The sequence below is a fragment of the Bacteroidales bacterium genome (assembly GCA_013314715.1).
Taxonomy (GTDB): Bacteria; Bacteroidota; Bacteroidia; order Bacteroidales; family GWA2-32-17; genus Ch61.
This window is the reverse complement of sequence record JABUFC010000031.1, coordinates 1-18,765: the sequence shown is the minus strand read 5'-3', so window position 1 is coordinate 18,765 and position 18,765 is coordinate 1. Positions and strand designations below refer to the sequence as shown.

Annotated in this window: 14 protein-coding genes; 3 read left to right on the top strand and 11 right to left on the bottom strand. The window is 32.9% G+C overall.

Annotation, left to right across the window (positions count from 1 at the left end; translation table 11 throughout):
- Nucleotide 1 precedes the first annotated feature (1 nt).
- The 8 genes from HPY79_08365 to HPY79_08330 form a co-directional block, all read right to left on the bottom strand.
- Nucleotides 2–1,297 carry a nucleotide sugar dehydrogenase gene (locus HPY79_08365; protein ID NSW45812.1) on the bottom strand — a complete coding sequence of 432 codons (1,296 nt, stop codon included), beginning with the start codon at nt 1,295–1,297 and terminating at the stop codon, nt 2–4.
- A gap of 2 nt (nt 1,298–1,299) precedes the next feature.
- A complete protein-coding gene (locus tag HPY79_08360) occupies nt 1,300–2,241 on the bottom strand; it encodes a Gfo/Idh/MocA family oxidoreductase (GenBank protein NSW45811.1) in 942 nt (313 codons plus the stop codon).
- A complete protein-coding gene (locus HPY79_08355; GenBank protein NSW45810.1) occupies nt 2,237–2,824 on the bottom strand; it encodes an N-acetyltransferase in 588 nt (195 codons plus the stop codon). Before HPY79_08355 ends, HPY79_08360 begins: the two co-directional genes overlap by 5 nt.
- Nucleotides 2,825–3,352: 528 nt before the next feature.
- Nucleotides 3,353–6,475: a glycoside hydrolase family 3 C-terminal domain-containing protein gene (locus HPY79_08350; GenBank protein NSW45809.1), complete on the bottom strand. Its 3,123-nt coding sequence runs from the start codon at nt 6,473–6,475 to the stop codon at nt 3,353–3,355.
- A 146-nt stretch (nt 6,476–6,621) separates the two neighbouring features.
- Nucleotides 6,622–8,685 carry a T9SS type A sorting domain-containing protein gene (locus HPY79_08345; GenBank protein ID NSW45808.1) on the bottom strand — a complete coding sequence of 688 codons (2,064 nt, stop codon included), beginning with the start codon at nt 8,683–8,685 and terminating at the stop codon, nt 6,622–6,624.
- A gap of 8 nt (nt 8,686–8,693) precedes the next feature.
- Nucleotides 8,694–11,462, bottom strand: coding sequence for a T9SS type A sorting domain-containing protein (locus tag HPY79_08340; GenBank protein ID NSW45807.1), 2,769 nt, complete (start codon nt 11,460–11,462; stop codon nt 8,694–8,696).
- A 141-nt stretch (nt 11,463–11,603) separates the two neighbouring features.
- The gene (locus HPY79_08335) at nt 11,604–12,254 is read right to left on the bottom strand and encodes a helix-turn-helix transcriptional regulator (GenBank protein NSW45806.1); all 651 of its coding nucleotides are present in this window, start codon (nt 12,252–12,254) and stop codon (nt 11,604–11,606) included.
- A gap of 814 nt (nt 12,255–13,068) precedes the next feature.
- The gene (locus tag HPY79_08330; protein ID NSW45805.1) at nt 13,069–15,420 is read right to left on the bottom strand and encodes a T9SS type A sorting domain-containing protein; all 2,352 of its coding nucleotides are present in this window, start codon (nt 15,418–15,420) and stop codon (nt 13,069–13,071) included.
- A gap of 48 nt (nt 15,421–15,468) precedes the next feature.
- Between HPY79_08330 and HPY79_08325 the strand changes: the two genes are divergently transcribed.
- Entirely contained in the window at nt 15,469–16,530 is a 1,062-nt protein-coding gene (locus tag HPY79_08325) for a flippase-like domain-containing protein (GenBank protein NSW45804.1), read from the top strand.
- A gap of 2 nt (nt 16,531–16,532) precedes the next feature.
- Here HPY79_08325 and HPY79_08320 read toward each other — a convergent pair whose 3' ends face one another.
- Nucleotides 16,533–16,985 carry a D-tyrosyl-tRNA(Tyr) deacylase gene (locus HPY79_08320; protein ID NSW45803.1) on the bottom strand — a complete coding sequence of 151 codons (453 nt, stop codon included), beginning with the start codon at nt 16,983–16,985 and terminating at the stop codon, nt 16,533–16,535.
- A 3-nt stretch (nt 16,986–16,988) separates the two neighbouring features.
- Nucleotides 16,989–17,354 (bottom strand): YraN family protein, encoded by a 366-nt coding sequence (locus HPY79_08315; GenBank protein ID NSW45802.1) that lies wholly within the window; start codon nt 17,352–17,354, stop codon nt 16,989–16,991.
- Nucleotides 17,355–17,434: 80 nt separating this feature from the next.
- On the opposite strand from HPY79_08315, the gene HPY79_08310 reads away from it, so the two are divergent.
- Both HPY79_08310 and HPY79_08305 read left to right on the top strand, forming a co-directional pair.
- On the top strand, nt 17,435–18,118 hold the full coding sequence (locus HPY79_08310; protein ID NSW45801.1) for a DUF4412 domain-containing protein: 684 nt from the start codon (nt 17,435–17,437) through the stop codon (nt 18,116–18,118).
- On the top strand, nt 18,118–18,420 hold the full coding sequence (locus tag HPY79_08305) for a DUF2752 domain-containing protein (protein ID NSW45800.1): 303 nt from the start codon (nt 18,118–18,120) through the stop codon (nt 18,418–18,420). Before HPY79_08310 ends, HPY79_08305 begins: the two co-directional genes overlap by 1 nt.
- Before the next feature lie 16 nt (nt 18,421–18,436).
- Here the strand turns inward: HPY79_08305 and HPY79_08300 are convergent.
- On the bottom strand, nt 18,437–18,765 hold a 329-nt coding region (locus HPY79_08300), incomplete at its 5' end, for a SpoIIE family protein phosphatase (protein NSW45799.1).

The following is an 18,765-nucleotide window of genomic DNA, read 5'->3' as shown; positions in this document are numbered from 1 at the left end:
TTTATAAAGACCAATAAGTTAGAGTATGTTGACGTTTTCTGTATATGCCTTTTACATCGACTAAAATGCCGTTTTCGTTTAGTAAGTTTTCGAAATATGTTTCGCTTAAATCTTTGTATTGTTTATGAGCTACGGCTACAATAACAGCATCGTATTTCCCATTAGGCTCAACGGATAATTCAAATCCGTATTCTTCTTTGAGTTCTTCTTTGTCAGCAAGGGGGTCAACAATATCAACTTTAATGCCGTACGATTTAAGTTCGTTTACCACATCGGCAACACGTGAGTTGCGTAGATCGGCAACGTCTTCTTTAAATGTAATGCCCATAACTAAAACGCGGCTATTTAAAACATTTTTATTGGCAGCAATGATTTTTTTTACGGTTTGCTTTGCCACATAATAGCCCATGGAATCGTTGACAAAACGTCCAGAATTAATGATTTGAGCATGATATCGATATTCTTTGGCTTTGTATGTGAGATAATAAGGGTCAACGCCAATACAGTGTCCACCAACAAGTCCAGGCGAAAACTTTAGAAAATTCCATTTAGTGCCAGCGGCTTCGAGTACTTCGTAAGTGTTAATGCCCATGCGGTTGAAAATAATTGAAAGTTCGTTCATAAGAGCAATGTTTACATCGCGTTGAGTGTTTTCAATAATTTTAGCTGCTTCGGCAACTTTTATAGAAGAGGCTTTATGTACTCCTGCGGCAACCACTAATTCATAGACTTTAGCAACAATGTCGAGTGTGGGAGCATCGCAGCCCGAAACTACTTTTACAACGGTTTTAAAAGTGTGTTCTTTGTCGCCAGGATTGATGCGTTCGGGGGAGTAACCTACTTTGAAATCTTCGGGGTATTTTAAGCCGGAAAATTTTTCTAGTACAGGAATACAATCTTCTTCGGTGCATCCTGGATAAACGGTCGATTCGTAAACGACTACATCGCCTTTTTTGAGTATTTTACCCACTGTTTCGCTTGCACTCAAAACAGGACGCAAATCGGGCAAATTGTGTTTATCGATAGGTGTAGGAACTGCAACAATATGAAAAGAGGCTTGTTTTAAATCTTCTAAATTGCTTGTAAAAAGAATATCGCATCCTTCAAATTCCTTGTTGTCGAGCTCTTTGCTTGGGTCTATACCCTTTTTCATCATTTCTATGCGTTCGGGTTTAATGTCAAAACCTACGACAGATATTTTTTTTGCAAAATCAAGGGCAATAGGAAGACCCACATAACCTAATCCAATGACCGATAGTTTCGTCTCTTTTTTTAATAGTTGTTCGAAAAGGTTCATAGTTATTTATTTTTTATACAATATGGATGAAAATCGCTTTTTAATTCACTTATAGGAGCATTTCGAATATTATAAACGAGTTCTATAGAAGGGCGTGCTTCGCATAATCCGAATCCTTTACCTTCAATAATATTTTTATAGCTTTCTGTATGTAAATCGGTAAAGCCATCGCTAAATTCAATCTCATTACCATTAAGGGTTATTGAACGAAAAGTACGTTTGCCTTGTGTTCTAATTTCTTGTGGAATATCGTTAAGGTCGAGGCTTAAAAACCAACGCACGCGAGCATTTTTTAAGGTGATAAATCCTGAAGCTTTATTGGGTTTAGATAAGTATAATTTTTGATCTTGAACACAACCAAAGAGCCAGATGAGCATATCGAAAAAATGAATGCCAATATTGGTAGCAATACCGCCCGATTTTTGAATGTCGCCTTTCCATGAAAAATAATACCAATTGCCTCGACTTGTGATGTAAGTTAGATCGATATCGTAAATTTTATTAGGATTTTGATCGATTTCTTGTTTGAGTTTAATAATGCTTGGGTGTAAGCGAAGTTGTAAAATAGTATTTACTTTTTTGCCGGTTTCTTTTTCGATTTCTGTAAGTGCGTCGATGTTCCATGGGTTAAGGACTAGGGGCTTTTCGCAAATTGCTTCGGCTCCGCTTTTGAGTGCAAAACGTATATGTGAGTCGTGTAAATAGTTAGGCGAGCAAATACTAATGTAATCGGTTTTAATTCCTTGTCGTTTTAATTTGTCTATATGACGGTCGAAGCGTTCAAATTCAGAAAAGTAATCGGCTTCGGGGAAATAAGAATCTAAAAAGCCTACGCTATCGAAAGGGTCGAGGGCTGCAATGAGTTTATTGCCTGTATCTTTTATTGCTTTAACATGGCGTGGAGCAATATAGCCGGCTATGCCAATGATGGCAAAATTTTTAATCATGAGTTGAAAGTTTAATAACTTGATTGTTTTCTAATTTGTACTTTTCTTTACTTTCGGGGCAAATGGCTATACCTTCTTCATTAAAATGGAGTTTATGACCGTATTCGCTCATCCATCCGGTTTGTCGCGAAGGATTACCAACGACTAAGGCATATGGTTTAACATCTTTTGTTACTACAGCACCAGCTCCTACAAAAGCATATTCGCCTATTGTAACGCCACAAACAATAGTAGCATTGGCGCCTATGGTTGCACCTTTTTTAACAATGGTTTTTTTGTATTGGTCTTTACGAACAACAGCACTTCGAGGATTTATAACATTGGTAAAAACCATTGATGGACCAAGAAATACATCGTCTTCGCAAATAACGCCTGTATAAATGCTGACATTGTTTTGAACTTTTACATTGTTTCCTAAAACAACTTCGGGCGATACTACAACATTTTGACCTATGTTGCAGTTTTTACCAATGATACATTGTGGCATAATATGACTAAAATGCCATATTTTAGTGCCTTCGCCGATCGTACAACCTTCGTCAATAACAGCTGTTTCGTGTGCGAAATATGTTTTATTCATGATTTAATTTTATGCTTGCAAATTTATGAAAATTAGTTAAAACAATAAAGGATTAAACAAAAAGTGTATTCGAGATAATACTTTTTTAAAACCATTTAATGAGTTGCTTATATATATTCAAGTGTTTTTTGTATATATAAAGTTTGAGTTGAGAGGTAGTAAAATAAAATTAAATCTAAGTACGATGAATAAACAAATTCAACCAGTCTAATAAAAATAGAAATATTTTTAGAGCAATCAATTCTATACCCATCGGCATACTGAGAGTCTTTCGAGGTATAACCATTCATAAAACTAAATGTGCATGGGGGTCATTCTTCGACAAGCTCAGAATGACGAGAGAAAGGTTGGACTCGACCAAAAAAGAAGTTTTGCAAAGGTCTTATTTCCTGATTTTTCTAATTTCATAACGCTAAAATAAGCATTATTTCTGGAATTTAAAATAAAAATATCAATAAGTTATTAACAATCAGATATTTGCATGTTAATAGCCTTGCAAAGGACTCAAATTATTATTGAACATAGTTCCTAAATAATCATTATTTTTTTGAAAACAGAATAGTTTTTATTTAAATCATCTATCCTAATAATGTATATTCCTTTTTTCAAATTATCAGTAGGTATTTGAATTATATTTCCGTTTTTATTTAATTCTTCGTAACATTTTCTTCCATATAGGTCACAAATATAAACATTAACATAATTCAAGTTATTTTTTGCAACATATATTTTATCATTAATATTACATGGATTGGGAAACACATTTAAATCTGAAAATAAATTTACAGTATTATTTTCAATTGATGATTGATACGATTTTCCAAATGCCTGAAATTCAAAAATAGAAATACCCCTATTCGTTGCAGGACAGATGTTTGCCAATTTTAGGTATCTTGCCAATTTATTGGTATTAAATTCATCTACTTGTCCATTCCCAAAATAGCTTACTGCAATAGTATCCCATTGTAGAGAATCAATTGAGCTTAATAGAGTATATTGATTAGCATAGGCATCAGCCCATTTTATCCTAACCAATGAAAGTTGATAAGGTGCTAAAAGATCTACTTGAAAAAACGGATTGATAGCACTATCAGATTCCCAACGCGAGTTTCTAAGCCCATCTACAGCATATTGAGGCAAAAAGCTAGAATCTGAAAAAGAAGATGATATAACTGGTTTTTTCCATGCTAAATTAATTTCAAGGGAGTCTGATATGCTATTATAGACCGTTAAAATATTATTAAAAACATTATTATTTTCATCGGTTTCATCAATTAATTGAGTATTGTCTAGAGTTATTGACAGGTTATATTGACCGGGTGCATCGGCTATCCAAAAATTTTTTCCAAGTACACACTTATGGGCATCAATCTGTTTCATGCCTCCTATTTTAATGGATATAGAGGTATCCATTTCAGCAATTAGCTGATTATTGAGATAAATTTCAGCTGTTAGATGTTCATTGTTAATATCTGCTATTCCTTGATTTTTAACATTGGCTAAAAAGAAAACGGTATCGCCTTGGTGTGGGTATGGAGGATAAAAAAGCAGAGAAGATACGCTTAGGTCTGGTTTGTGAATGCCTGGCATTATTGTAAATGAACCATTTAGCGGAAGATTATCAGATGCTCCGCCCGCTTTAATAGTATAAGTTCCTGTTAGTAATTTATATGAGGCTGTTGTTTCGTCATACACATATAAATCTTCTGGTTTTAGTTTAAAATTTAAAGTTATGGTTTGTCCGCTATTTATATGAACTCTTTTAAAACCTTTTAATTGTTTAACGGGCATTGGTAAGCCACTTACAGGATGTGATATATAGAGCTGAACTACTTCATCTCCATCTCGATTACCAGTATTTGTAAGGGTAATATCAATAGAAATGGTTTCTCCTTCTGTAACATTGGGATTCAGAATATTCATAGAATTATATGTAAAAGTAGTATAACTCAATCCATAACCAAATGCAAATGCAGGAGTAATAGACTGTTTGTCGAACCATCGGTAACCACATCCCCAATCGTCATTAAAATTATTGTTTCTTGGAGGTAATTGTGAATCATTTACTGGCATCGTTATCGGAAGTTTACCACCCGGATTATAGTCTCCAAAAATAACATCGGCTATAGCATGACCTTGTTCTTGCCCTGGGTAAAAACCATAGATTAAACCTTTTATATTATTTAAACATTGGCTTAGACTAACAACACCACCACTTTCTATTACAACAATAATATTTGGATTAACTGAAGCTAAGTAATTGATTAAGATTTGTTGAATTGTTGGCAATTCAACAGAACCTCCGACTCTATCTAAAGTTTCGCCTTCTTGAGTATAATCTAAGCCTCCTATAAAAATTACAACATCAGAATTTGCTGCCTTATTAATGGCATCATTAAAACCTGTATAATCATTATCGTTTATACCACACCCTTTGGCATATTTTACTTTTGAACCACCAATTTTTTGTATAATTCCTTGTAAAGGACTAACAGTATAGGTTGGAAAAACATAACTGCTTCCGTAACCATCGAGTTGAGTAATTGCAGCACTTGGACCAATTACAGCAACAGAACCAATGGTATTTTTATTTAACGGTAAAATATTATTTGAATTTTTTAATAAAACTAAACTTTTTAATGCTGCTTCGTAATTAATAGCCTGACTTTCTGAACCACTAACAACGTTTGTTGGAACTGTGGGTTGCCAATCTATAACTCCAGATAAAAACTTGGTACGTAATACTCTTTTCACTGCTTTATTTAAATAAGATTCTGGCAATGAACCTGAATAAAACAAGGGCCATAAGTCAAATGCATAATGCCAACTTCCCATACAAATATCTAAGCCACTTTTTATAGCTTTTTCTGCATCATAAACCGACCCCCAATCGGAAACCATATAATATGGGAATCCCCAATCATTTCTAAGAATTTCGGTATTTAATGTATAATTGTGCGATGCGGCTGTATCGTTTACCCTTACATAAGCACTCATCACACACATTGCATTTGCATCTTGAATCGCTTGTTTAAAAGGCCATCCCCAATGTTCCATGAGCATACGACGACTGACGGTGATAGTATCTGTCATGCGGGTATTCTGAGCATTTTCGCATATATACGATTTAATGGTTGCTATAGATGGTGTAGCCTGAATGCCTTTAACTGTAGCCGTTCCTATCTTTGCACATAAATAGGGATCTTCGCCATAACTTTCGCCACTTCTTCCGTTTCGAGGATCGTTACACAAGTATAGGGTTGGTGCTAATGGTTGATTGATTCCTTTTGCTACAAATTCGTTTCCCATTGATTTTGCCATTCGATAAGCCAAATCGGTATCCCAGGTTGCTGCAATGGCCATATTTACTGGAAAACTTGTAGCCATTGCCTCGGTTGGAACCGGATAGGTCATTCCACCTGTTGATTCAGGATATCTGTAACCGTGTGGACCATCAGTCATATAGAAACCCGGAATTCCCAAACGTGGATTATCGCCCGTGTTGAGTACATCATAGGGGTATAATTGTTGCAATTTCTCCCAGAACGTCATTTTACTTAAAATACTATCAATCTTGTTCTCAATTGTTAAAACCTGACTTTGAGAGTAATTTGCTAATAAAATTAGGCATATAAATAATAATCTTTTCATGTGTAATTATTTTTTAAATTATATACTAAGGTTACATGGAATACGCCATTCGAACAAATAGTGATGTTTGTTTGTGTGTAAATTTCATTTTCGGTTTGTGTGAATTTGTTCTCATGGCTATTTCATAAATCATAAATAAACTTAAGTTAATAGATATTTTTTTCAAAACTACCAATAAGTATATTTTGCTCATTTTTTAAACGAACAATATATTTCCCTTCGGCTAAATTATTAATTTCAATAACCTTGTTCGTTAAAGGGCAAAATTCGCCTTCTTTTACAATAGTTCCAAGCATATTTATGACTTCATATGACATTTTATTTTCATTATTAGTATCAAAATCTACATATATTTTGTCGTAAGCTGGATTGGGATATATACGCAGATTTCTATTTTCTATATCTTTCGGTTTTACTAAAGTTGTTGGTTGTAATGGGAACTCCCTACTAAACTCTGAAGTATTGTTAGCATTATCAATAGCTAAAGCAGTATAATAATCGTTCGCATTTAAAAAATTAAACGAGAACGACCATAAGCCAAAATTATTACAATAAGTGTATCCCAGATAATCTTTACCTTCTGAACAATAATTTATATTTTGTAACGCTCTATATATTTCAATTTTAGTAGTAGTTGGATTTATTACATCTATATGTCCTTGAATGGTTGCTTGCGAACCAGAATATATTATTGTATCAATTACTGGGCTATTTAATAAATCGTTTGGACCAGTATCGGAGTCATTAAGGTCATTTGGATTAAAACCGTCAACAGGATAAAGCTCAATACCATAATTTCCGTTACTGTGAATTGAATTACATGAAATGAGATTATGATCTGAATTTTCAGATTCAATCTTTACGCCATTTTTTCCATTAAATGCAATTATATTAGCATTTTGAATCGTACCACCAATAGTATTATTGGCAGAACCTTGTGTTATTAATATACCTTGGTTTCCATTACCTAATGGTAAATGACCTGAAATGTCGGTGCCGATTTTATTTCGGATAATGGTATTGTAATCGGTATATGTAGCAAATAAAGTGATGCCATTTGCTAAGTTCCCGGAAATTAAATTACTATCTACTAAATTGGCAAAAGTACAACCATCAATATGAACACCTGTTTCATTTGGAATAGCATATGTTCCAGTTATATCGGTTCCAATTTTATTACCAATTAATGCATTACTATTCGTTCCATTATTATAAAAATAAGCTCCAAAGGCAGTATTTCCAGAAATTAAATTCCCTTCGCCTACATTATAACCACCTACCAAATTTTGATGAGAACGGTCGTCAAATAATAGACCATAAGTATTTGCAATGGCATACGAACCTGTAATATCTGTACCAATAAAATTTCCTTGTATTTTATTTCCCATACATCCAACTCCAAAAATATCTATACCATAGGCAACATTTCCAGAAGTTACATTGCGTTCAATAGTTGAATCACCACCAATTTGATTATATGTTGAAGCTCCTTCAACTGTAATACCATCATAATTATGTAATTCGGAACTTCCTGTTCGATTAACCCCAACTAAATTATTAATTATAAGATTATAGTGCGCATCACTTATTCTAATACCTGCATATTCATTGCCCGAAACGATATTTTGCTCATCGGGTGTACGTCCACCAACCTGGTTTTGGTTAGCTCCACTTATAATTTCGATAGCATTATAATTCCCTTTTCTAACTGTAGCATCATGATTACAACCTAAATAACATCCTAATATAGAATTGTGATGAGAGCCCGATCCATAAATTTGAATGCCATAAAGAAATTCATTAATTATTAACCCTTTTATTACATTATAAGCCGAATTCTGAATGGTAATACAATATTCAACGGTATTCATATTTCCATTAAGGCAAATTTCGGGACCATAGGGATTTGTATTCCCTGCATAATTGGTTTGTGTAGTACCGTCAATAGTAATATGACCCGTGGTTAAAGGAGGTAAACCTTCGTCGTAGAACACAATAGTCCAAACACCCGTGGTTGGATTATATCCCGGATCGGAAGTTGGAATATTAAAAACAACAGTATGGGGTGTTCCTGGATTAGATAAACAATTGAGCAGGGCTGCTCTTAATGAGCCTGTTCCATAATCGTTTGTGTTAGTAACAACGTAAGTATTAGCTAATAAAAAGTTAACACTAAATATTAAAAGGATAAGTAAAATAAACTTTCTCATATTCTTAATTATAAAACAGTTATTAATTTAGATATCGAAGAACCATCGTTAAAACTTATCGAAATAATATATTGTCCAGAGACTACTCTTTGTTTTTGGTCATTTTCTAAATTCCAAATGTATTCTTTAGTATTTTTACAGTCTATCATTTTATTAATAATTCTTCCGTGCATATCATAAATTGAAACACAAAAATTATTGTATGAATTAGGTATTCTTATTACAAATTTATCCGAGCAAGGATTAGGAAACATTTCTACTTGCAAAAATTCATGTTGACTGATATTGGTAATAATTGAAGCATTTTGACAAAATTCTGAAGTATTACCTTCATTATCAATAGCAATTGCGGTAACTACATCTGTTCCTAAAAGCAAATTAGTAGTTAAATTCCAATTCCCATTTACATCAGCCAAGGCAGCCCCAACAAAACGTTGACCTTGTCCACAATTATATGCATCAGGTTTTGCGGCATAAACTTCAATAGTAACTCCCGATGGGTTTTGTGTATCTATTGTTCCTTGAACATATGTATCAACTCCATTGTATTCTGCATAATTGATAAGAGGTGTATTCATCATTTTAGCAGGTCCATCATCTAAGTCGCCCAAATCATTTTGATTTACTATGCCAAATGGGAAAATATCAATTCCCAACCCATCATTATCAAATATAGCATTACCTGATAATTTATTAAACTTAGTATTTTCATTATTAATCAATATTCCACCTCCGATATTATATGCCACTATATTTGGTTTATTTAGGGTTCCTACCGTGTTGTATTTCGCTCCTTGGTCAATATAAATTCCAGCAGATTGATTAGCAAGAGCGTTCATGCCTGAGATATCTGTACCTATTTTATTATTAATTATTAAATTACTATCGGCTTCTTCGTATATAATAATACCTGATGATAAATTTCCGGAAATGAGATTGCTGTCTAACGTATTATGTTTTGTAAATGTAGAGAACATTACTCCATATAAATTTGGAATTGCAACTGTTCCCGTTATATCTGTTCCAAAATAATTGCCTTTAATAATATTATTTTCGGTCAATTGATTTGTTATCATTAGTCCACTCAAATTATTACCCGAAAAAATGTTTCTTTCGTTTGGCGAATTTCCTCCAATAATATTATTTGCTGTACCTGTAGAGACTACCATGCCAATATCATTTGGTACCGCTTGAGTTCCAGATGAATCGACTCCAATCATATTGCCTAACAATCTATTATATTCTGTACCTCGGGTTACATAAAATAATCCATATCCAATATTGCCAGACAATACACAATTAATAACGTCGTTATGATTTGAAGCACAATCGAAACAAATTCCGGTAGCATTAGGCAAAGAATTTTTGCTTGTAACATCGGTACCAATAAAGTTGTTTATAGTAGTATTATTATTACAATGACCATAATATACCACACCATAAACTTTGTGTCCCGATATTATGTTTCTTTCGCCGTATGATGGTCCTCCTAAAATATTATACTTTGCAACAATATTAAATTCTACTCCATTGCCTTGTATCAAAGAATCATTGCCGTTTACGTCCGGAATTCGAACTTTATTTGTTCCGGTAACATCGGGACCTATATAATTTCCGGTAATTTTATTGCTATCAGCTGCTTCGATATACACACCAATTTCTATGTTACCAGAAATTATATTTCTATCCAATGCCGTATTTCCTCCTATAATATTAGAATTTGCTAAGCTTTTAATAACAACACCTTTATGATTATCTAATAATTGAGTCCCAGTATAATCAGTACCAATAAAATTTCCTTTTACTATATTGTTTCTTGTGTGCTTCCCTGTAAAGAGAACACCAATATCTATATTGCCAGAAATAATATTATTTCTTCCTATAATGTTGCCGTATGCCTTAGTTACAGTTATTCCATATAAATTTGAAAGTTTGGCTGTACCTGTAACATCTATGCCAATGTAATTGCCTTGTACAATATTATTTGTTGATGTTCTGCCTGTAATCAGAATACCACTCTGGCTATTACCTGATATAATATTGCGTTCTGAACTTAATAATCCACCAATAACATTATTGCTTGATGAATCGGCTGTTATTCCATTCTCATTAGGGATGGGATGGGTGCCATTAAAATCACAGCCAATTTTATTTCCAATTATTGAAGTATTGTTCGATTTTTTAATGACAATACCATTGGCTGTATTACCTGAAATAATGTTGTTTGCAATAACATTCCCATTAGCGTTATTGTTTATAACAATACCGTTTGTGTTAGGCATTGCTGAAGTACCATTATGATTTGTGCCAATAAAACAAGATTCAACATGGTTATTGGTGCCTGTAGATTCAGATAATAAAATTCCAATAGAAAAACCAATAATTTGTAACCCTTTGATTTTATTATTCGAAGAAAATATACCTAAAGCCCAAGGGACGGACAAAGGATTACCAGTTGTTATTGCTATTTTAGGTAACCCGGAATAACCAGGCTGACTTGTTCCATCAATAAATAAATTACCACCGATTAAATAAGGCAACAAACTATTTATTGATATGGTAAAGGTATTGGTTTGTGGGTTATATCCTAAATCGGATGTTGGTATATTAAATATAATTGTATCGGCCACAAAATTTGAATTACTCGAATTTATGGCTTCTCTTAAACTACCTGTCCCAGAGTCGCTTGTATTTGTTACCGTAAATTTTGCTGCTTTGATGTAATTAAAATTGAGCAATACAAAATAAACACATACTATTAAAAGATAATTTTTCATAACCATGTTTTTGCAAAAGTAGTATATATTAAAATTAAATATTCTTTTTAAACGTTCGAGTTTTAAATTTAAACGTTCTTATTTGTATATTAACCTGATTTTGTGTATTATGTGTAAAAATGAAGAGTTTATATTATTACATTATTTAGCATATTTTTTTCTAAAATCGGACGGCGTGATACCATACTTTTTTTTAAACAAAGGATTAAAAACTGATTTTGAATTAAAGCCTACTGTTTTAGCAATGCCTTCAATAGATAAATGATTGAAATCATGGCTCGATAATAATTCTTTAGCTTTTTCCAATCTGTAATTATTAACCCATTGAAAAAAATTTACTTTCCAATGTTGGTTTATAACCTTAGAAATAACATTTCTATGTATTTTTAACTTTTGAGAAATATCATTAAGTTTTAAATCAGGGTTTAAAAAAAGTTGCTCACGGTTCATTAAGTATTCTAATTTACCAATGAGTTCCCTTTCTTTTACAATTTTAAATGATTGCTCGTTATCATCTTTATCTTGAATATCATCTAATAGTTCTACGCTTTGTAAAATATGAATTTTATCGTTTTTAGTTAATAAAAGTTGATGCTTTAAGGCATTGATTCCAAACAATGTAATATATAAAAAGTTCATTAAATAATACATGTCTGGAAACTTCTGAAAAACATGTATATATATAGAGGCTATATCCCAAATATTAAATAATAAGTTAATTATTATTAAGACATATATCCATTTAACTTTCATTTTTTCAGCATTAGAATAGTTTTTACTTATTTCTAACATGTATTTTCTTAACATAATGAATATTAATATTGAATAGAATAATAATTGAATATTATAAATACCATATTGTACTATCCAATATATATTTGTTAATATGATTAAGTAAATATTATTGTAATCATTTTTTATTAGATTGTTTTCTACTAAACGTATAAAAATATATTTAGGTAAATAGTAAATTATAAAAATAGATAGAATAAAAAATAATAATGAGGGTAAAAAATGAAACAGATATTTTAGTTTAAACTTAAAATGTTCAGTTAAAATACTTTTAATAAATAAATAAAAAAGAGGATTTACTGATAATAAAACCAAAAAAAATATATAATAAGACCAGCTTGAAACTGAATAATTGGCTAAAGAACTAAAATACTCAATGGTAAAACCTAGAAATAAAAAAATAAAATTTAATGTTAATAAAATATAAGACAAAGACTTTTTAAAAAACGATAAGAATAAAATCAAAAAGAAAATACTTTGCAATAATGGTAATAAAGGCAGATAAGCTGAAAATATACTCATAAAAATAGCTTTTATCTGAAATTGTTTTAAACAGTTAAAACCAAAAACAAACAAAGATATAAAATAGTTTGCATTATTTATAGCTATTCTCGATAAATGGTTGTATTATATACATCGAGAGTTTTGCAAAGGTCTAAATTACTTCATTTTTGAAGTGTTACCAACCCCTACTTTTTTAATTTTATAAATTATTTTGGACGGGTATGATGTGCAGTAAACTTTCAATCAAAATTCTTTTTTTACATATAGCTAAACCGAAAGTAGTTTAAAACGGTATGAATATTTTGGAATATTATTTTTTTACAATCTTAGTAAATACAGGCATGTTGCTTGTGTTTGATATTTTAACCCAATAAATACCATTCTTTAAATTTGCCATTGAAAGCCAATAATGGTCAGTTGCATGCTTTATCTTATCTTGAAAAACAACTTGTCCATTAGCATTTACTATTTCTAGCAAGGTGTTGGGAACAAAAGCATAATTTAGCGCACAATCGCCCGTGGTGGGATTAGGTATGATTTGTATTTCGGGTTTAGGTTTGGTAATTTGTCCCATATTGTTCCATGCAGCCCAATTCCATATACCAAAAGTATATTCGCCGGTATGCACGGTATCGGTGGTTAAATATCCTGAATAAGGGGTGCCAGTCTTTGTAAATGGGATGATATGCCAATCGTGTGCTCTGTCGGGGCGATACAATAATACCAGCGAATCGATGCTGTTGTTGATGAGCTCATTATCGAATCCGCCGCCTTCGGGTGTGGTTGTTCTTATGTATTGGAACCGTCCTTTCATGACAAAGTTTTGGGGTAGAATGCCATTTACCGACCAATAATGCTCATGCGAAATAAATAAGCCGGGTATAGGATTTTTAAAACCATCGGGTGCCACCCAATTGTTTTCAACTCTTACTAATGCAGAATCGGAAATGGCAGATACAATTCCGACAAAATTACATTTGTCGAACGTATAATTGGTGGCTGTTTTAATAACCTTATATTGGTCGGTGGTTGCATCGTTTACACGTTCAAAAAGATCGGTTATCAGAGTTATAGGATTAATATCGGTATAAAAAGTGTCGATGCCATAACCATTTTGCAGGGTGATTCTGAATGTACGCATATTCCAAGCGTTATCTAACGCTGTAACTTCGGTTTGAGCATAAGATGAGAACGTAGAACGTCCTCTTAATTTTTCTTTAGAATACACGATGAGTCGATATTGCAAACCGAGAGGCTCAACTTTGAACGAATCGACCGAAAAATGAGGGAATCCGGGTGTAAAAATATAAGTGTCGAAAAAATCGTGCACCTTGGGATTGGCGTGTTGAGCTAAATAATCGCGCATATCTTCGGAACTGACTGTTTTAAAAGCTCTATCAGCCAAATAATTCGTCATAACGGCATAAAACAAACTATCGCCCAAGAAATGCCGAAGATTTAAAACCATCAATGCTCCTTTGTCATACGATGATTTTCCGTAAGTATTCGATTGAGGAATATTATTGAGGGCATAGTAACCACCATCTTCGATATGAGCATAACGTAAAACATTATATTGCATAGCTCTTTTGTTAGTAAGATAAGTGTTGTAATCTGAAAAGGTCTCATCATGTAAAAATTCGCTAAAAGTTGCCCAGCCTTCGTTTATCCACATCTCTTCTGCTTTACTGCATGTAATTAAATTTCCAAACCAATGGTGAAAAAGCTCATGAGCATACAAGGTTTCGTATGTGGTATTGCCGTTGATGGCTAAGCGTGGATAGGCAATATTGGTGGCATGTTCCATCGCACCACTTGAAAAATCGACCGAAACGTAACCTACTCGCTGCCAACGATAAGGTCCAAATTTGCTTTCGTATAGCTGGAGTATGTTTTTAAGATTTGCAAAAGAGTTTTTAGCTTTTAATGTATCGGCTTCCAATATCCAAAGCTCAATGGGAATTTGTCCTAACATTCCATTAAAGGTATCGGTTAGGCAAACATAAGGGGCAACGGCAACCGAAGCCAAATAAGTGGGAATTTCGTCTCGCATGCGCCAATGGCAAAGTCTTTTACCGCTACATGTATTTTGAAAATCGACTAATTCGCCATTGCATACAGCCATATGATTCAGTGCCGCATTCACGTTGATATAAAAATCGTAGGTAGCTCGATCTTCAAAATCATCGTTACAAGGAATCCAGCAACGCCCAAAAACGTGTGGAATGGTTTCGAAGCCCACGCCTAAATTAAACGCACTATTCGAAGTCCATTTAAATCCTCCCCAATGGCTCGAACCTGGGTCTTCTTGAGGGTGTCCAAAATAAAAAACCGCTATCCGCACGGTGTCATTGGCATTGATTGCCGACGAAAGGGGTATTTGTAAGGTTCTGTCGTCGTAAGTAAAAGAAGGAATTTTAACATCGTTAACCGTAATGCTGTCGATAACCATTTCGAGCAAGTCTAAATTCACCTGCTGAAGATTATTTATTTTTGAAACCACCGTTAACTCCACGTAACCGCTAATTATTTGATTGGTAAAGTCGGTAATTTCTAAATGTATATCGTAATGAACAACATCAATAGAATCGCTGTGCGATGCTCTTATTTGAATTGAATAAACTAAAAAAAGGATGCTTATTAAAAAACTATTATGCTTCATAGTCGTAAAAAATTTGTTTAAAAATAATTACTTTTATGCTGAAAAAAAATGACAGAAGCTAAACCTACTATATTACGTAAAGTATCGCCCATAAAAATTATTCTTCCTATTTTATTTGGTTTGGCTATTGTGGGTTATTTAATTTACAAAGATTGGAATCAACAAGCGGTTGATACCTTTTCGTTCAATCATGTAGTTTTGCTCTTTATTGTCATATCATTTTTTATGATGTTTTTGCGCGATGTGGGGTACATGATTCGTTTGCGAATACTGAGCGATAAAAAACTACCGTGGAAAAAAGTTTTTTATATTATTATGCTTTGGGAATTTGCTTCTGCCATTTCGCCTTCTGCGGTTGGAGGAACAACCGTTGCTACCTATTTTATTTACAAAGAAGGAATTCCATTAGGAAAAAGCACGGCACTTGTTATGGCAACGGCTTTTTTAGATGAGCTTTATTTTATAATATTTTTTCCTCTTATTGTTTTTTCGGTTGGCATTCATCAGCTTTTTATTAGTAGCAGTGCGTTTGCTGGCAATTATTTGTATTTTGCCTTTATTGGTTATGGCATTAAATTTATTTTCGATGCTTTTATTGCTTATGGTTTATTTATAAATCCTCAGGCTTTAAAAAATATTCTGACGGCTATATTTCGCTTATGGTTTTTAAAGAAATGGCGAGAAAAAGCAGATCATATTGGAGATGATATTATTTTAGCATCGAACGAATTAAAAGGTAAATCGTTTATATTTTGGTTAAAAACATTTGGGGCTACGGTTATTTCATGGACGGCTCGTTATTGGGTGGTAAATTTTTTGTTGCTTGCTTTGCTTGCCGGTATCAATTTGCAAAATAATGGTATAACTTTATACGAGCATTTTGAGATTTTTGCACGTCAATTGGTAATGTGGGTTATGATGTTAGTGCTTCCAAGTCCGGGTGCAAGCGGTTTTGCCGAAGTCGTCTTTTCCGATTATTTATCGGTATTTATACCTGTAGGATTTGTCGCTTTGCTTGCTCTATCCTGGCGAATGGTTAGTTATTATCCCTATCTTTTTGTAGGTGTATTTCTTTTACCTCCATGGATACGCAGAACGCATAAAAAATAAGGCTATTCTTTGTTTTTACTATCAATCCAAATGGTTACAGGCCCATCGTTGATTAAGGATACTTGCATATGGGCACCAAACACGCCGGTGCAAATTTTTTTGCCAAGCTCTAATACCAACTCCTTTTGAAAATGTTCATATAAAGGGATTGCTAATTCGGGTCGAGCGGCACGAATATACGAAGGACGATTGCCTTTTTTGGTAAGAGCGTGTAAAGTAAATTGACTTACAAGTAATATTTCACCATTTACTTCTTTAACTGATTTATTCATCACTCCATTCTCGTCGTCGAAAATGCGAAGATTGACAATTTTACGAGCAAGCCAAGTAGCATCTTCGGCGGTGTCTTGCTCTTCGATGCCGACAAAAATCAATAATCCCTTAGAAATCTGGGAATGCGTTTTGTTTTCTATTTCAACTTTAGCTTGTTTGACTCGCTGTATTATTACTCTCATAGCTTATATAGGTTCAAATGCGTTTTCGATATGGTAAATGGTATATTCTTTTTGTTTCAAAATAATAGCTATTATATCGAAACGAATTTCATCAAAATCGTTATATTCTTGAATAAATGCTTCGACGGCTTCGGATAAAAAATGTTGTTTTTTTATATCGACAGCTTCTTCGGGTTGTGAATATTGATTATTGGTTCGGGTTTTTACTTCTACAACCACTAATATGTTGCCATGCTTTGCAATGATGTCAATTTCTTTATGCTTATAAGTCCATCGGGTTTTAAGTATTTCGTACCCTTTTTCGATAAGAAATTGCGAGGCAATCGATTCTCCTTTTAATCCTATTGCTAAATGATTTAGATTGTTCATAATTAATGCAAAATAAACGAAACTTTTAATATCATCATTCGTAAAAAAATTACTTTTTTACAAACTAAATATTATTTTGAATGAAGTATTTTAATATTTTTTGCTTTTGTTTATCGTTTTTAGGATTGATGGCACAACCAAGTGTAAAAACAGAAATTGTTTCTGATTTAAGTAAAAGTTTCGAGGGAATTATTTTCTTTTCGATGGAAATGTTTTCGGACACGCTTTATTACACTTATTATGTAAAGGATAAATTAGTTCGAATGGATGAGCATAATCGATGCAAAAACTGTAAAACCCCCGAAAATTATATACTTTATAATCTTGAAAAAAAGACCATCATAGCCGTTAATCCACAGCGAAAAATGTATTTATATTTACCTGTTAATGAATATCATGAAAATAAATTAAATATAGATGATTATACAATTTTAAAAACAAATAATAGTAAGAAAATTTTGGGTTATAAATGTTACCAGTGGCGTGTTCGCAATAAAAAACAAAACACTGAAATTGCTTACTGGGTGGCAAAAGATAATTTTGATTTTTTTGTAGATTTTCTTCGACTTTGGAACAGGTCAGAAAAACATGCCAGCTATTTTTTAAAAATACCCGATTCTTATGGTTATTTTCCTATGCTTAGCGAAGAACGAACAACACTACGTGAGCAAAAAATGACTTTACGCGTTATTTCAATACAAAAAAAGCTTCTTGATAAGTCGCTTTTTATTATTCCTAAAGATTATAAAAATTATGATGAATAATGCATTGGTATTATTCTATTATTCAATGGCTTGAAGATCACCAGGGGGCTTGTTTTTATAAGAAATTTTTGGGCATTGAATGCCCGGGGTGTGGTATGCAACGCTCGTTAATAGCTTTGCTTAAGGGTAATATTGTTGAGAGTTTACAATTGTTCCCTGCTTTAATTCCTCTTATTTTAATGTTTATTTTTTTAATTCTACATCTTAAATTTCAATTTAAACATGGAGCTCGTATATTAATTTTTTGGTTTATTATAAATACTTTGATTATTTTGGTTAGTTATATTTTGAAGTTTATTTAACTTGTAAAAAATAATTTTATACTTTTATTCCAACCACAGTGATATCATCAGTCTGTTCTCCATTTCCAATCCACTGCACAATGGTTTCTTCGAATGCTTGTTTTTGTTCGTTCATAGGTTTATGGGCATTTGCTAAAATAAGTTCTTTAAAACGCTTGTACATAAATTTTTTGCCATGTTCGCCCCCAAATTGGTCGGCATAGCCATCGGAGAAGAGATAGAGCATATCGCCTTGTTCGAGTTGGAATTCGTAATTGGTGAAGTTGTTCATTATAATATGAATAGCTACGGGCATTTTGTCGCCTTTGTACTCGATAAGCTCATAGTTTGCTGTTGGTTCATTTT

Bases quoted from the DNA above. Each gene is read 5' to 3' on its own strand.
- HPY79_08365 (NSW45812.1), bottom strand. From the start codon at position 1,297: ATGAACCTTTTCGAACAACTATTAAAAAAAGAGACGAAACTATCGGTC.
- HPY79_08355 (NSW45810.1), bottom strand. From the start codon at position 2,824: ATGAATAAAACATATTTCGCACACGAAACAGCTGTTATTGACGAAGGT.
- HPY79_08350 (NSW45809.1), bottom strand. From the start codon at position 6,475: ATGAAAAGATTATTATTTATATGCCTAATTTTATTAGCAAATTACTCT.
- HPY79_08345 (NSW45808.1), bottom strand. From the start codon at position 8,685: ATGAGAAAGTTTATTTTACTTATCCTTTTAATATTTAGTGTTAACTTT.
- HPY79_08340 (NSW45807.1), bottom strand. From the start codon at position 11,462: ATGAAAAATTATCTTTTAATAGTATGTGTTTATTTTGTATTGCTCAAT.
- HPY79_08335 (NSW45806.1), bottom strand. From the start codon at position 12,254: ATGTTAGAAATAAGTAAAAACTATTCTAATGCTGAAAAAATGAAAGTT.
- HPY79_08330 (NSW45805.1), bottom strand. From the start codon at position 15,420: ATGAAGCATAATAGTTTTTTAATAAGCATCCTTTTTTTAGTTTATTCA.
- HPY79_08325 (NSW45804.1), top strand. From the start codon at position 15,469: ATGACAGAAGCTAAACCTACTATATTACGTAAAGTATCGCCCATAAAA.
- HPY79_08320 (NSW45803.1), bottom strand. From the start codon at position 16,985: ATGAGAGTAATAATACAGCGAGTCAAACAAGCTAAAGTTGAAATAGAA.
- HPY79_08315 (NSW45802.1), bottom strand. From the start codon at position 17,354: ATGAACAATCTAAATCATTTAGCAATAGGATTAAAAGGAGAATCGATT.
- HPY79_08310 (NSW45801.1), top strand. From the start codon at position 17,435: ATGAAGTATTTTAATATTTTTTGCTTTTGTTTATCGTTTTTAGGATTG.
- HPY79_08305 (NSW45800.1), top strand. From the start codon at position 18,118: ATGCATTGGTATTATTCTATTATTCAATGGCTTGAAGATCACCAGGGG.